The organism is Paenibacillus sp. FSL P4-0081 (genome assembly GCF_000758565.1).
Lineage (GTDB): Bacteria > Bacillota > Bacilli > Paenibacillales > Paenibacillaceae > Paenibacillus_AQ > Paenibacillus_AQ phytohabitans.
The window spans coordinates 2,377,151-2,391,227 of sequence record NZ_CP009280.1; the positions used below are offsets into that span (position 1 = coordinate 2,377,151).

The 14,077-nt window shown below is 51.2% G+C and carries 12 protein-coding genes; 7 read left to right on the top strand and 5 right to left on the bottom strand.

Going from position 1 to position 14,077, the window contains the following annotated elements; translation table 11 throughout:
* Window positions 1–35: 35 nt before the first annotated feature.
* Together P40081_RS38350 and P40081_RS10060 are read left to right on the top strand one after the other, a co-directional pair.
* Entirely contained in the window at window positions 36–182 is a 147-nt protein-coding gene (locus P40081_RS38350; protein WP_156118576.1) for a P-loop NTPase family protein, read from the top strand.
* A gap of 83 nt (window positions 183–265) precedes the next feature.
* Window positions 266–1,099 (top strand): glucose PTS transporter subunit IIA, encoded by an 834-nt coding sequence (locus tag P40081_RS10060; RefSeq protein WP_231575318.1) that lies wholly within the window; start codon window positions 266–268, stop codon window positions 1,097–1,099.
* Between the two features lie 745 nt (window positions 1,100–1,844).
* Here P40081_RS10060 and P40081_RS10070 read toward each other — a convergent pair.
* Window positions 1,845–2,636, bottom strand: a complete 792-nt coding sequence (locus P40081_RS10070) for a DUF2161 family putative PD-(D/E)XK-type phosphodiesterase (protein WP_042135187.1) — start codon at window positions 2,634–2,636, stop codon at window positions 1,845–1,847.
* 170 nt (window positions 2,637–2,806) lie between these two features.
* Here P40081_RS10070 and P40081_RS10075 point away from each other — a divergent pair, with 170 nt between their 5' ends.
* Complete coding sequence (locus tag P40081_RS10075; RefSeq protein WP_039304496.1) at window positions 2,807–4,702, top strand: PrkA family serine protein kinase; 1,896 nt, start codon at window positions 2,807–2,809, stop codon at window positions 4,700–4,702.
* 153 nt (window positions 4,703–4,855) lie between these two features.
* Here the strand turns inward: P40081_RS10075 and P40081_RS36285 are convergent, their stop codons facing one another.
* The gene (locus P40081_RS36285) at window positions 4,856–5,584 is read right to left on the bottom strand and encodes a hypothetical protein (RefSeq protein ID WP_052421748.1); all 729 of its coding nucleotides are present in this window, start codon (window positions 5,582–5,584) and stop codon (window positions 4,856–4,858) included.
* 159 nt (window positions 5,585–5,743) lie between these two features.
* Here P40081_RS36285 and P40081_RS10085 point away from each other — a divergent pair, with 159 nt between their 5' ends.
* From P40081_RS10085 to P40081_RS10100, 4 genes are all read left to right on the top strand, one after another.
* Window positions 5,744–6,331, top strand: a complete 588-nt coding sequence (locus P40081_RS10085) for a TetR/AcrR family transcriptional regulator (RefSeq protein WP_042140920.1) — start codon at window positions 5,744–5,746, stop codon at window positions 6,329–6,331.
* Between the two features lie 530 nt (window positions 6,332–6,861).
* The gene (gene ltrA, locus P40081_RS10090; RefSeq protein WP_081969899.1) at window positions 6,862–8,253 is read left to right on the top strand and encodes a group II intron reverse transcriptase/maturase; all 1,392 of its coding nucleotides are present in this window, start codon (window positions 6,862–6,864) and stop codon (window positions 8,251–8,253) included.
* Between the two features lie 103 nt (window positions 8,254–8,356).
* A complete protein-coding gene (locus tag P40081_RS10095) occupies window positions 8,357–8,809 on the top strand; it encodes a flavodoxin domain-containing protein (RefSeq protein WP_042135190.1) in 453 nt (150 codons plus the stop codon).
* Between the two features lie 79 nt (window positions 8,810–8,888).
* Window positions 8,889–9,791: an AraC family transcriptional regulator gene (locus tag P40081_RS10100; protein ID WP_231575319.1), complete on the top strand. Its 903-nt coding sequence runs from the start codon at window positions 8,889–8,891 to the stop codon at window positions 9,789–9,791.
* A 799-nt stretch (window positions 9,792–10,590) separates the two neighbouring features.
* Here the strand turns inward: P40081_RS10100 and P40081_RS10105 are convergent.
* The 3 genes from P40081_RS10105 to P40081_RS10115 form a co-directional block, all read right to left on the bottom strand.
* Window positions 10,591–11,985, bottom strand: coding sequence for a SpoVR family protein (locus P40081_RS10105; RefSeq protein ID WP_042135191.1), 1,395 nt, complete (start codon window positions 11,983–11,985; stop codon window positions 10,591–10,593).
* A 155-nt stretch (window positions 11,986–12,140) separates the two neighbouring features.
* Window positions 12,141–12,560, bottom strand: a complete 420-nt coding sequence (locus tag P40081_RS38960) for a hypothetical protein (protein ID WP_197074346.1) — start codon at window positions 12,558–12,560, stop codon at window positions 12,141–12,143.
* Window positions 12,561–12,913: 353 nt separating this feature from the next.
* Window positions 12,914–13,831: an ArsR/SmtB family transcription factor gene (locus tag P40081_RS10115; protein WP_042135193.1), complete on the bottom strand. Its 918-nt coding sequence runs from the start codon at window positions 13,829–13,831 to the stop codon at window positions 12,914–12,916.
* Window positions 13,832–14,077: the final 246 nt, after the last annotated feature.

Genomic DNA, 14,077 nt, shown 5'->3' on the forward strand with positions numbered 1-14,077 from the left:
ACACCTGTAAGTTTCCGATGAGCAGGAGTGATGTAATGGAGAACATACTGGAGTGCAGCAATTTGGCCAAAGGATACAGAAGGAAGGTTGCACTGGACGGCCTCAGCCTGGCCCTTCCCAAGGGGAGAATCGTAGGGCTGTGGGGACCGGATGGGGCGGGCTGCCCGCAAGCTAGGCAGTGATATGTACATTGCTGCAGCAATAGGGGCTGCGATTCTGCATCCAACGGTACTACGCTGCTGGGGTCTGGGGGGACGTTCTATCCATGTCCACAAGTATTACGGCCTTTATGGGGATTAGAGAGCCTGCTATGTATGGCGTAAATAGGCGTCTTAAGAAATCGTTTATCTCTGCCCTGATCGGCGGAGCTGTCGGCGGTGCGTTCCTCAGCTTGTTCAAAGTCAAAGCTTATGTCATCGGCGGACTTGCCGGGCTCTCCCGGATTCCGATGGTTATTGGAGCGACCTTCGTCTATTCGGTCATCAGCTTTGCAATTGGTGCTGCGGTTGCGGCTGTCGTCACTTATATTTTGGGCTTTGAAGATGAGCCTGAAGCTGCTGCAGCGCCGGTTGTGGAAGCAGCACCTCGGGCAGCAGCAAGCGTGACGGCTACGTCTGCTGTAACGCGGGTTGAACCGACGATGGTTAATGAAGAAGTGTTCAGTCCGATTGCAGGTGAAGTGAAGCCGCTGAGTGAAGTGAATGATCCGGCGTTCTCCGAAGAAATTATGGGTCAGGGTTTTGCCATTCAGCCCTCCGAAGGCCGCGTGGTATCGCCGGTCAACGGAACGGTGTTCTCGCTGTCGAAGAGCGGCCATGCGATTGGTCTGGTCAGTGACAGCGGAGCCGAAATGCTGACCCACATCGGGATCGACACCGTGAAGCTGAAGGGACTATATTTCTCGCCTAAGGTTACCGCTGGAACCAAGGTGTCTGTCGGCGATCTGCTGATGGAATTCGATCATGTTGAGATCGAGAAGGCAGGCTACAGCACAATTACGCCGGTCATTATCACGAACATCCAGCAGTATAACTCAATCCTGCCTTCCGGCCGCTCCTCCGTTAAGGAGAAGGAGCTGCTGTATACGGTGCTTGCTTAGGCACGGTAGCTGGAAAGCTGAAAAGTTAGATAGCCGAAAAGCCAAAAGCATAAGGCGGGTGTGACTGCAAGGTGTGGGAGGATGTAGGGCTGAGACTTGTAAGTCTGGCGCGAAAGTAATGGAAGAACGACTGGAAGAACGACTAGAAAAACGATTACAAGAACAAGTGAAAGAACTAGGTTGGAAAAAAGGAGTTGTCTCGCCACGCAGGGGGTCTGCGTACGGGATGACTCCTTTTGTATCTGTATCTGTATGCGTATGCGTGCCTTTTTGCTCTGCCCAATTCTGCTCTGCCCTTCCTCACGGAATAGGTGGAAAAAGAGCATTTAATTCTTCTGAAACTGGAGATTTCAGGAATTTAAATGGAAATAATACATCTATTGATTCGGAATCGGCCATTCGATTCGAAATCAGATCAATTAGATGCTTTTTATCCAACTAAACCGTTCTGACGGGATAAAGTCATGAAGTTAAGTGCTATTATTCCACTTGTTGGGTGGCTGTAGAATAGGAATGAGCCTTCCTGCGTGAATTCTAGGCGCAGAAGCGCTGGAATAAAGCCGCAGCGTTAGGACGAAGACATACAAGCGCGAGCTTGGCGCTCCGTCCGGGATTGTTCAAGATGCTAAGGACGGCATCGCTGCTGCGGCGGGGCCGGAGGGTGGAGCGGTAATCATGGATTCGCGACTCCCCAGCCGAGGGTGAGCTGCGAATCCATAGTCCCCGCTCCAGCGGGGCAAGCCGCCTACAGCTTGCCTGCGCTGATCTCCGCGATCGCGGCGTATTCGATCAGCGCTGCAGTGCCGGCGGCCGTGAGCGTGTAGCGGCCGCGCCCGACCCGGAAGAACCACGCATAGTAGTTCTTCTGCAGGTAGGCGGCGGCGCCCGGCACGCCGCTTCGCTTGCGCAGCGCGGCGGGGGTCACGCCGCGCGGAGCCTCAGGCGCGCCGCCCAGCGGGGCGCGCCCGTCTGCGAGGCCGGCCGCGCCAGCAGCGGCTTCGGCCTCGAGGGCCTGCAGCGCGGCGGCCACGCGCAGCGCCTTCTCGCGGTAGGCCGTCACGAGCTTGACGCGCGTGCTGCCGCCGGTGTTGTAGTCCCCGCTGCGCTCGCGGAACTCGTAGAGCAAGCGCTCGCGGCGGCGTACAGCGCTGCGGGCCCGCGGCGGCGCCTCGCCCGGCTCCGCGAGCACCTCGACGAGCGGGGCCTTCGTCTTATAGAAGACGACGGTGATCAGCCCGAGTCCGAGCCGGCGGCACAGCCCGCTGAGCTCGCCCCAGCGCTGGTTCACCGCGCCCTTCTTATCCCGCACGCGTTCCACGGCGAGATAGACGTTAGGGCTAAGGCGCAGCCGTTCCACCCCCTGCAGCAGCAGGGCGAGGTTGAACGATTTTTTCATCTCCACGATCAGCGGCTGATCCTCGTCTTCCCGGATGCCCACCAGGTCGCAGGTCCGTACCTCACCCTTGATGTCATAGCCCTGCCGCTCAAAAAAACTCTTCAAAGGAGCATACAGCTCCGTTTCCTGTTTGATCGCCATTGTACTCACTCCTGCGCTCTTAATGCAGCATAATTATTTAAGGGAAATCATGATTCTCTATTATAGCACAGCAAAAAAGAGGTCAACTATTCCGGGCTCGCCGCATAGGTATGTAATACACTTTCTAAGCTTGGTGGAGCAAGTAGGAGCGCAAGAGGAGGCAGCGAGCCATGGATATTTTTGAGCGTATAGCTTCGTATCGGGCTGAGAACGACCGTTTGGCGTGGAGCGGCACTTTCAAGGACTATATAGAACTGCTGAGACTAGATCCCTCTCCCGCAAAAACGGCTCATTCCCGCGTATACGACATGATCAAGTCACACGGCGTCGAGGACATCAACGGACGTAAACGGTATAAGTTTTTTGAACAGGAAATCTTTGGGCTGGACCGTGCGGTGGAGAAGCTGGTGGAGGAATATTTCCATTCCGCCGCCCGGAGGCTGGATGTGCGCAAACGGATCCTGCTGCTGATGGGACCGGTCAGTGGAGGCAAGTCAACACTCGTCACCCTGCTCAAACGCGGACTGGAGCAATATTCGCGTACGGATGCAGGTGCGGTATATGCCATCGCGGGCTGCCCGATGCACGAGGATCCACTGCATCTGATTCCGCTGGAGCTGCGTCCGGAGATCGAGCGGGAGCTGGGTGTACGCATCGAAGGCAACCTCTGCCCATCCTGCCAGATGCGGCTGAAGAATGAATACCAGAGTGATATCGAACAGGTTGGAGTTGTCCGGGTGCTGTTGTCGGAGGAAGAACGGGTAGGTATCGGGACCTTCAGCCCGTCCGATCCGAAGTCGCAGGATATTGCCGACCTGACGGGCAGTATCGACTTCTCGACCATCACGGAATTCGGCTCGGAATCCGATCCGCGCGCCTACCGCTTCGACGGGGAGCTGAACAAGGCTAACCGCGGGGTAATGGAGTTCCAGGAAATGCTGAAATGCGATGAGAAATTCCTGTGGAATCTGCTGTCGCTGACCCAGGAGGGTAATTTCAAGGCCGGGCGCTTCGCGTTAATCTCGGCGGATGAGATGATCATTGCCCATACCAATGAGACCGAGTATAAATCCTTCATTTCCAATAAAAAGAATGAGGCTCTCCAGTCGCGCATGATCGTCATGCCGGTGCCTTATAATCTGCGGGTCTCGGAAGAGGAGAAAATCTACGCCAAGCTCATCGGCCAGAGTGATATGAAGCATGTGCATATTGCCCCGCATGCGCTGCGGGCGGCGGCGATCTTCTCAATCCTGACCCGGCTCAAGGAGAGCAAGAAGCAGGGCATGGACCTGATCAAGAAGCTGCGCATGTACGACGGCGAAGAGGTAGAGGGCTACAAGGAAGCCGATCTCAAGGAAATGCAGACCGAGTACCTGGACGAAGGCATGTCCGGCATCGACCCGCGTTATGTCATCAACCGCATCTCCAGCGCTTTGATCAAAGGCGACCTGCAGTGCATGAACGCATTGGATGTGCTGCGGGCGATCAAGGACGGCCTGGACCAGCATCCTTCGATTACGAAGGAGGAACGCGAGCGTTACCTGAACTTCATTTCCATTGCCCGCAAGGAATACGATATTCTCGCCAAAAGCGAAGTGCAGAAGGCATTTGTGTATTCTTTTGAAGAATCCGCCAAAACACTGTTCGAGAACTATCTCGACAATATTGAAGCCTTCTGCAACTGGTCCAAAATCCGCGACCCGCTCACGGATGAGGAGATGGAGCCGGATGAGCGGCTAATGCGCTCCATTGAAGAGCAGATCGGCATTTCCGAGAATGCCAAGAAGGCATTCCGCGAGGAGATCCTGATCCGCATTTCCGCTTATTCCCGCAAAGGCAAGAAGTTCGAGTACAACAACCATGACCGGCTGCGGGAAGCGATCGAGAAGAAGCTGTTCACCGACCTGAAGGATATTGTCAAAATCACCACCTCCTCCAAAACGCCGGATGAGAGCCAGCTGAAACGCATCAACGAAGTCAGCCGCCGCCTGATTGATGAGCACAACTACTGCCCGATCTGCGCCAATGAGCTGCTGAAATATGTCGGAAGCCTGCTGAACCGCTGACGGGGACGCAGCTTGACGGAACTTGGGGACTGCCGGAAGGTAGTCCTTTTTCCTGTCACGGCTAAATATGTGCTGTTCGTATAGAAGGGAATACCCGGCCATAATCATGACTTCGCTCGGATATTCCCCTTATAAAGATAGACTGGGCCCGGCTTACTCCTGAAGCTCCTTGGCCTCCTGATTCTTGCCGCCAATAGTAAAGCCTAATTGTCCGTTATATTTGCCTACCTGTCCGGTAACGCCTAAGCCTGCGCCCTGACCGCCGCCGAGCTGCGCCTTGGCCTGGGCACCGAGCCCATTGTCACCGCCGAGCTGCAATTGGGTCTGGAGTCCGGCACCTTGACTTAAGCCCAGATGGCCGCCGGCCTCTGCACTCAGACCATGTTCACCTCCGGCTTGCGCCCCCGTATGAAAGTTGGCTCCCTGGCCGCCGCCCAGCTGGGTAGCTGCCTGGGCAGCCAGCCCGTACTTGCCGAAGGCCTGGGCATCTGCATTAAGTCCAAGACCCTGGCCGCTGTCCAGATGGGTGTTACCTTGCGCCTGGATTCCATAAGAAGTGTTGCCGATGTGGCCGTCTGCATGCATACCAGCACCGGTGTATTTAACATTGCCGCCGGCATTTACACCGATGCCGTGTTTACCGCCTACTTCACCTCCGGCATCTACATGAATCCCTTGCCCGCTGCCGACATCTGCGTTCATATGCCCTTTTACGAATTCATTTTTTACACTTTGGTTTTCTGTTGCCGGAAGGGTGTGACCGGGTTCTGAGCGGACCAGATGGTGGTAGTAATGCGAGTAAGGGAAGGAAGTGTTACGCGGAGAATAAGGATAGGCGGATGGATAAGCTTGACTGTTCGGATATTCGTTATCAAAGGTCATAAGGGTACCTCCATTATTCAATTAATTACAACAGCCTATTCATCTCACCCTTGAAGTGATACGATTCAGGGGACTTAAAAGTGTGTTGTAATGACAGCAGCGCTGTGCTACATTATGAATGAATTTAATATTATTCACTCAGGCGCGGAGGGCTTACAGATGGAAGATAAGAAGGCTGAGATTTTCAGATGCGGCAAAGAGCTGTTCAGCTCCAAGGGCTTCAAGGACACCAATATTTCCGACATTACCAAAATGTGCGGGTTCGCCGTAGGCACGTTCTACAATTATTACGCCTCGAAGGAGAAGCTGTTCATCGATATTTATCTGCAGGAGAACGAGAAGCTGAAGCGGAGCATCCTGCAGTCTTCGGTCAATCTGGATGACGAGCCTGCCAAAGTGCTCAAAGAAATCATGGCGCTTAATTACAGCGGGATCCATACGAATCCAATCCTGAAGGAATGGTACAACAAAGCTCTTTTCAGCAAGCTGGAGAAGGAATTCTATGAGCATGGCGGTATAGAGGGCATTCATGAAATGATGAACAGCGGCACGCTGGAATTAATCCGGCACTGGAAGACCAAGGGGAAGATCAGAGAGGATCTGGAGGACGGCATGATTCTTGCCTTGTTCAACTCCGTGCCGTATATTGACATCCACAAGGAAGAGATCGGGGTTAGCTATTTCCCGCAGATTCTGGATTATTTAGTCGAGTTTATCATGAAAGGCTTGACGGATACACAGCATTGACAAAGGTCTCCGGCTTCGTTTGGCCGGCGGCAGAATACACTATTAAATGTTCAGTGGATGTACTGGGCATTTTATTCCGGTTTGAAATGAATGAATATAATTATGTTCATTCATATTTTAGTACGCCCAGCATGGGCGTCATCTTTAGGGTGAAAGTCCCGAACGGGGGCTGGCGAGCGCCTACCGTTAGCCAAGGGCAAGGGTGTCCACCGTGAGGTGGAATCTGAAGGAAGCCGGAGGCAAAAGCACGGGCCAAGGTACACGAACTGGATTTGAGGCTGTGTCAGTCGGATGAGTCACCTAAACATGACGAAATCCAAAGCCGCCAAGGGCTGGCGCGGTATACTCCAGTGGTCGCGGGCAGACAGATGACGTTCTTATCTGGGGAGACCTGTCAGATAAGCAAGAAAAAAAACTTGTAACCGTAGCTGAGAGGCTGCGCTGAACTGGCAGGAGTCAGCAGAAGCCATAGTACGTAAGCTGTTGCAACAATTTACGGAAGGGCTGAACCGAAAGGAGAGAGGAAAGCGATGCGTTCGCATGAAGAGCAACGACAGCAGAATATCTCGCAAGGGAGCTTGCGGCAAAGAGAAGCGGTGAAGCCGTCAGGGTATGCCGGAGCGCCGAGTTCTTCGTCGGCACAAGTCGTCCCTTCCTCTCGCGAAGACCAGAACAACTTGCTGGAGCAAATGCTCAAAGGAGATAACCTTCGACTCGCTTACAAACGAGTGGTGCAAAATGGAGGAGCGCCCGGTGTGGACGGTGTAACGGTAGCGAATCTACAAGTTTACCTGAATACGCACTGGGCATCGGTGAAAACTGAACTTCTGACGGGAACTTACAGACCTGCGCCAGTCAAACGGGTGGAAATCCCCAAACCTGGAGGCGGTGTACGGCAGCTAGGCATCCCGACTGTGATGGACCGTTTCCTCCAGCAAGCACTTTTACAAGTCATGAACCCGATCTTTGACGCACAATTCTCGTGGTACAGCTACGGCTTTCGGCCGGGGAAGAGCGCGCATGACGCCGTTAAACAAGCCCAAAGATATATCCAAGGCGGCCTCAGATGGGTCGTGGATTTGGATCTGGAGAAATTCTTTGACAAGGTAAACCACGACATGCTAATGGCAAGAGTGGCGCGGAAAGTGGAGGACAAAAGAGTGCTGACGCTAATCCGTGCTTACTTAAACGCCGGAGTTATGGTGGATGGAAAATGGGAGCGTAGCCGGGAGGGAACGCCACAAGGCGGTCCGCTTAGTCCGCTTCTAGCAAACATTCTATTGGATGATCTGGACAAGGAACTGACCGGGCGAGGTTTGCGATTCGTACGCTACGCGGACGACTGTAATATCTTTGTGGCGAGTAAACGAGCAGGCGAGCGTGTCATGGAATCGGTAAGTCGGTTTGTAGAAGGAAAGCTAAAACTGAAAGTAAACGGGGAGAAAAGTGCGGTAGCGAGACCTTGGCACCGAAAGTTCTTAGGATTCAGTTTCCTGAGCCAGAAACAGGCAACGATTCGGATTGCTCCGAAGAGTCTCGCAGCTTTTAAAGGGAGAATTCGAGAGCTAACGAAACGTACCTGGTCCATTTCCATGGAAGAAAGGATTTACCGACTGAACCGCTATCTGATGGGTTGGCTCGGTTATTTCCGTCTAGCCTCGGCGAAGACACACTTCCAAACACTGGACCAGTGGATTCGGAGGAGACTTCGAATGTGTCTGTGGAAACAGTGGAAACGAGTACGTACACGAATCCGCGAGCTTCGAGCACTCGGGGTTCCAAAGTGGGCTTGTTTTAAGATGGCCAACTCGCGGCGAGGCGCGTGGGAAATGTCCCGGAACACGAATAACGCCCTTTCGACTTCCTATTGGGAAGCAAAAGGGCTGAAGAGTTTACTTTCACGCTATCTGGAACTTTGTTAACCTTTTGGAACCGCCGTATGCGGACCCGCATGTACGGTGGTGTGAGAGGACGGGGGCTTGCCGCCCCCTCCTACTCGATAATATAACGAATTGAGGCGTCATTATGAAGACTATCATTATTTACAGATCAGGCCGCAGCATGAACACTCAGAAGATTGCAGCCGCTATGGCTGAAGTGCTGGGTGCAGATTTGGCCAAAGTGGAGGACGTTAAGCCGGAGATGCTGTCCGGATATGACCTGATTGGCTTGGGTTCAGGCATTTACGCCTCCAAAATCCACCGCAGGATGTTCAAATTCATCAAAAAGATGCCGCTCCGGGACAAGAATGTCTTTATTTTCTGCACATCCGGATCTGGGGTATTCAAGAATCAAGCGCTGGTTGAGGCAAAGCTGGCGGCTAAAGGCTGCAACGTCATCGCTGAGTTCCACTGTCCCGGGGAATTCAGTCCGCTGGGCTTCAATCTGGACAAAAAAGGGCATCCCAATGTGCAGGATTTCGCGGCTGCCCACAAGTTTGCAGCTGGATTATTAGATAAAGCTTCCTTAATCAGCTAGAGTAATGCAGCAAATCTGGAACAGACCGGCTGGCTGCCGGTTGTTATAATGGAATCAGCTTTGTGTTAGGGAAAGGCTGGTGGAGCACCTGAATTACAGCAGGGAGATCGAGCGGAGTATTGATTATATTGAGGAGCATCTGCGGGAGAACCTGACGGCAGAGGAGATTGCCGCACAGGCGGGGTATTCGCTGTATCATTTTTGCCGGATGTTCAGCCAGTGCCGGGAGATGCCGGTCATGGAATATGTGCGCAGCAGGAGGCTGTCCCTGGCAGCAGTAGAGCTGTTTGGCGGGCGGCGGATTACGGATATTGCGCTGGAGTATGGTTTTGAGACCCCCGGCGGCTTCGCCAAAGCCTTCCGCAAGGCCTTCGGCTATAGTCCCTCGCAGTATGCGGCACGGATGGACGGGTATCTCCGGGACAGAACAGTGTACCAAATCGGGGATTATATCAGGGAGCCCGTGATGGTGAGCAAACCGGCGTTTAGGGTGGCTGGTTATGGCATCGAAACGAACGTGGAGGCCGGAAGCTATACGCAGGACGTCGCTTCTTTCTGGTATTACTATGACGGAGACAATCTGGAGGATAAAATGTACGCCAAGCTGAACCCGCTGAAGCACGGGGAGGTTGGCTTATGTATTCCGGCAGACGATGGCGGCAACGCCGTCTACCTGCTGGGGGTTATAGTGGAGGACTTCAGCCTTGTGGCTGAGGAAATGCTAACCGCTGTTGTGCCTGCTGCGCAGTATGCGGTATTCACGACACCGCCGGTGGATCTCAGCGATGAGGAGAACCCGGATACTTTTGCCCAAGTGGTGAAGTCTACGTGGCAATATATCTTCGAGGAATGGTTCCCGGAAAGCGGTTATGTACATGACGAGGACAAGCTGAACTTTGAGTACTACGACGAGCGGTGCCATGCGCGGGTAGATACGGTGATGGAGATCTATGTTCCGGTGATTGAGCGGCGGGGAAAATAGGAGCTAAATACGGCGGAGGCAAAGGCTGTGCGGTGAAGGCGTAACTGCGGGGATTTTGGACTTCCGGTCGCTGCTAAGATTGGATTTAAACCGCTGGGCAGCGGTTTAAATCCAATCTTAGCTTATGCTTCCGAAGCGAGCTTTCCTATGGAAAGCTTTCAGGCGAACGCTATCGCTCCTACAGTTCCAAAATCCCCTCCGTTACTCCCACCGCCCAGTCTTTGCCTGCTTATTAGTCCTGTTGTTCCGGCCGCTTGGTGGTGGCGGCCGCAAGGAAGGCCCGCAGCGCACATTCCAATGTGCAGGCGGGCCTGGATTTTGTAAACCGGTAAACCGCGGCTACACCCGCTGGCACTTCGTACAGGGCGGGTGTGACCACAGCCACAACCAAAACTACAACCAAAACTACAACCAAAACTACAACCAAAACACCAACCACTAACCACTTTATCATGGGAAATTAGCCGGAACTGACTGAATGCCAGCAGTTATGTGTTAGCACAGGTCATCACGCGAGCAAATTCCCCGCTGGGATTCCACTTTTACAAGCTGGTTGTACTTTGTACATTAGAAACCCCTATATTTGTTACTGAACTGCATTCTGTTGTATTTCGTGCATTAGATTTCTGCGTTTAGAGTAAAAAACAGCCTATTCTCTAAATTCAATTGTACAAAGTACAATAGATGCTGTTTTTCAGAGGAATTAGCATTATTCTACTGCACAAAGTACAATTGCTAGTATTGTAATACATCATAGAGTACTCTCCGGACTCAGGTTGAGCTGTGCTAAGAGGACACGCTACATAAACTTCCGCTGCACCTTTTTGCCGTCATAGGTAAAAAGGGCTTTTTTGTCTTCCACAACAGTTTGCAGATGCACGGTGCGGCCCCACAATGAGTAGATATGCGGGAGGGTGCGTTCCAGGTACTTGAGATCCAGCTCGATGCTCTCGTAGCGGTGGGCGATCAGCAATTCGCCGTTACGCTCATAGTCGGCATCCTGGACAACAAGGTACGGTGAACCGCCGTTAACCCGGGCCAGCACAAGCTGGTCACGCACATTTTCCCAGGCTTTGTCGGTGATCTTCCATTCCGGGCCTTTTTTCTCGAAGACATAGAGGTCAAGGTCGTTAACCAATTGCTTCGACAGGTAGCTGCGGATAAAAGAAATGTCGGAATCCAGCTCGCGCACCTCGAACATTTTGTCCCGGTCCCAGCGGCGTTCGATATCCTCGAAGATCTTCAGCCCCAGGTAATAAGGGTTCAGGCTCTGGCGCGAAGGCTGGACTACGGATGAGTTGAGCTTGGCGTATTCCACCGTTTCCTCGGCCGTCAGATCCAGCTCCCGCATGATCCGCTGATGCCAGTACGAAGCCCAGCCCTCGTTCATGATCTTGGTCTCCATCTGCGGCCAGAAATAGAGCATTTCGTCATGAAGCATGGTCATGATATCGCGCTGCCAGTCCTCGAGGGCGGTGGAATATTGCTGGATGAACCAGACGATGTCCTTTTCCGGCTCCGGAGGGAAGGTTCGTTTGCCTGCAGTTTCCGGCGTTGGCGGGGCCACATCGCTCTTCTCCAGATCCCACAGCTCACTGTAGGCATTCGCAGGACCGGGACCGCCGGGAGGGGAGTCCTTGCGCTCTTTCATTTTGGCTTCGAGCAGGTGGGTCTTGCCCAGCTTGCGCGGCTGGATCAGGCTGGGATCAATATGCTCCTGAATCGCCAGCACAGAATCGATGAAGTTCTCCACCGTATCGGTTCCATAGGTAACCGAATAATCGGCGATCCGGTCAGCGGTGGCCGACATGCTCTCGACCATATCCCGGTTGGACATCGAGAAGCGCATATTGTTCTTGAAGAAGTCGCAGTGCGCCAGCACGTGGGCGACAATCAGCTTATTCTGCACCAGGGAGTTGCCGTCGAGAAGGAAGGCGTAGCACGGATTTGAGTTGATCACCAGCTCATAAATTTTGCTCAGGCCGAAATCGTATTGCGACTTCATTTTATGAAAAGTCTTACCGAAGCTCCAGTGTCCGAACCGGGTGGGCATCCCGTAGGCACCGAAGGTATAAATGATATCCGCAGGACATATCTCATAACGCATCGGATAAAAATCGAGGCCGAACCCGGTAGCAATCTCCGTAATCTCGGCAATCGCCCGTTCCAGCGCTTTAATCTCATCACCGGGCATGCATCCATCTCTCCTTCCAGCTTGTGAACCGTTCTTCTTATGTATATGGGCGGAGGGGAGGGAGTATGATGGGAAGAGTGCGGCATGAGAGGGCAGATGAGTTATTGTACAAAAATAGCCTAACCCACAGCGAATATGCTAAGAGGTTAGGCTATTTATTCGTTCTGGGTCTTGTTCAGTAACTGGGCAAACTCCTCTTCGCTGTCACTGTAAGTGGAAATTCCATCTCTACGATCCTTTTGAGCTTGTTGAAGTTGAGAGAGGACACCTTCATCTTTGAAGATAACCGAAGTCATTTGCTTCTTTTGTTCATCTGTAAGTATTCTGGTCATTGGAGCCACTCTTGGTCTACTAGAAGCACGAATCTCAACCTTCAAATCATCATTTCCGGTATGTGACACAATCACGCCATCCTTAGATTGTAGCTGCTCCTTAGTCGCTTCTTGGGGGTCTTGAATAGCACGGATCAGTGCGACTTCATCCACAAACTTAGTGTTGCCTTCGGTATGTGATGCAAGGATTTGCAGCTTAACGTATTGATTGGGATAAATCTTCCGAACCTCTTCCCATTGCATGGGCTGGCACCTCCAATTTGGTTTGTCCTTATATTGTATCAGAATATGATCCATAAAAAAGTTCTCCAAAACGATGTATATCGTTCATGGAGAGCCTTTTTGTGTAAGCACCTTAGAGATTCGAAGCCTATATAAGAAGCACTAAAGAAACTAACAAAAGCAAAAGAAGCGGAGTGGAAATTTGGAACTGCAGGAGCGGTAGCGACCGCCTTCGTCACCGGATATCCACCGCGAAGAGCGGTATTAATCAAGAAATCTGGGGACAACAGCGCCGGAAGTCCAAATGTTCACCGCAGTGACGATGAAGCTTCAAGTTCAAGTCTTAAGTGCGTCTTATATAGCCTAAACATTCATTATTCTGCTTCGGTATAGAATATTTTAAGTAGAATATTCTGCGAATAATTTCCAAAGTGCTCCCCGAAAATAGTAAGTCCACCTTTGTTTTTAGAATGATCATCAATACTAATCTTCAACTTGATGAAGGGGGAATCTTCGATCTTTAAATTGGCAAGTGTAACCGATGATATTTTTTGACCGTCTATTCCGGTATCATTCTTGGTGACTCTTAAATGTTTTAAAAGGCCGTACTGGCTAAGTTTGTTATCCCACCAGGTTGGTGTTAATTTTCCGCGTACATCTGAAAAATTTCCTGGAGCCGTCCAGGTGCCTAAAAAAACATCGTTTATATAAAACGCGATATCACTTGGCCAATTATTGTTGGATTCAGGAAACTCTGAAGAAAGCTCCAGGGATAACTCTAATAATTCTGCAGTAAAATTTTTGTTAAAATCATTCGGAATAATATATTCAACGAAGCCCTCCGCAAACCAAAGTAATGAAGCATCGATCCGGTCATTGGATACGAATGCCCGTTGATCATCTAACTTTCCGATTACTTTAGTTGGGCTAGCTAATCCACATGTAGGGGTGACTGAAAAATTAGAATAGTATCCAAGCTTGATTTCATTAGTAATCACATTAAAAGGAAGATGAAGTTTTTCTGGTAAGTTGATGGAAATATGATCAACAGCAAGAATAAAATTCTTCTTTCTGCTATCGGTAACCTCTAAGTTTTCCTGGAGCTTGATTATCTTGGCGTCCTCTAGTAATCGGATATGGCGTGAAACGATAGCTTTGCTTAATTTTAGTTTTTTGGCGAGCTCACTAACATTAAGAGGCGTATGTAACAATAATTTGAGAATTGAAGCTCTTGTGTCAGATGCCAGTGCTTTCAAAACAGAAATACCATTCTCATCGAGTTCTAAGAACATATGTACCTCCTCACTCGGATTTACTAGCGGAATCAATTCTCATAAATCTAGCTTCTAGCGGCTGTTGAACATTATAACTCACATTTCGTACCCCGCCAATACTTTCCGTATCTGAAAAATCAAGTGTATAACATATTGTTAACTTTTTTGTTTACAATAAAAGGTCTAGTTAAGCGGTGACTTTTTTTTGTATACCACAAAGTTGAAAATCAGAAATAACGTTGATACAAGCTTGAAAGAACGTTT

Excerpts from the sequence above, each read along its gene's own strand:
- P40081_RS38350 (WP_156118576.1), top strand. The coding sequence starts at position 36 with ATGGAGAACATACTGGAGTGCAGCAATTTGGCCAAAGGATACAGAAGG.
- P40081_RS10060 (WP_231575318.1), top strand. The coding sequence starts at position 266 with ATGTCCACAAGTATTACGGCCTTTATGGGGATTAGAGAGCCTGCTATG.
- P40081_RS10070 (WP_042135187.1), bottom strand. The coding sequence starts at position 2,636 with ATGGCGATCAAACAGGAAACGGAGCTGTATGCTCCTTTGAAGAGTTTT.
- P40081_RS10075 (WP_039304496.1), top strand. The coding sequence starts at position 2,807 with ATGGATATTTTTGAGCGTATAGCTTCGTATCGGGCTGAGAACGACCGT.
- P40081_RS36285 (WP_052421748.1), bottom strand. The coding sequence starts at position 5,584 with ATGACCTTTGATAACGAATATCCGAACAGTCAAGCTTATCCATCCGCC.
- P40081_RS10085 (WP_042140920.1), top strand. The coding sequence starts at position 5,744 with ATGGAAGATAAGAAGGCTGAGATTTTCAGATGCGGCAAAGAGCTGTTC.
- ltrA (WP_081969899.1), top strand. The coding sequence starts at position 6,862 with ATGCGTTCGCATGAAGAGCAACGACAGCAGAATATCTCGCAAGGGAGC.
- P40081_RS10095 (WP_042135190.1), top strand. The coding sequence starts at position 8,357 with ATGAAGACTATCATTATTTACAGATCAGGCCGCAGCATGAACACTCAG.
- P40081_RS10105 (WP_042135191.1), bottom strand. The coding sequence starts at position 11,985 with ATGCCCGGTGATGAGATTAAAGCGCTGGAACGGGCGATTGCCGAGATT.
- P40081_RS38960 (WP_197074346.1), bottom strand. The coding sequence starts at position 12,560 with ATGCAATGGGAAGAGGTTCGGAAGATTTATCCCAATCAATACGTTAAG.
- P40081_RS10115 (WP_042135193.1), bottom strand. The coding sequence starts at position 13,831 with ATGTTCTTAGAACTCGATGAGAATGGTATTTCTGTTTTGAAAGCACTG.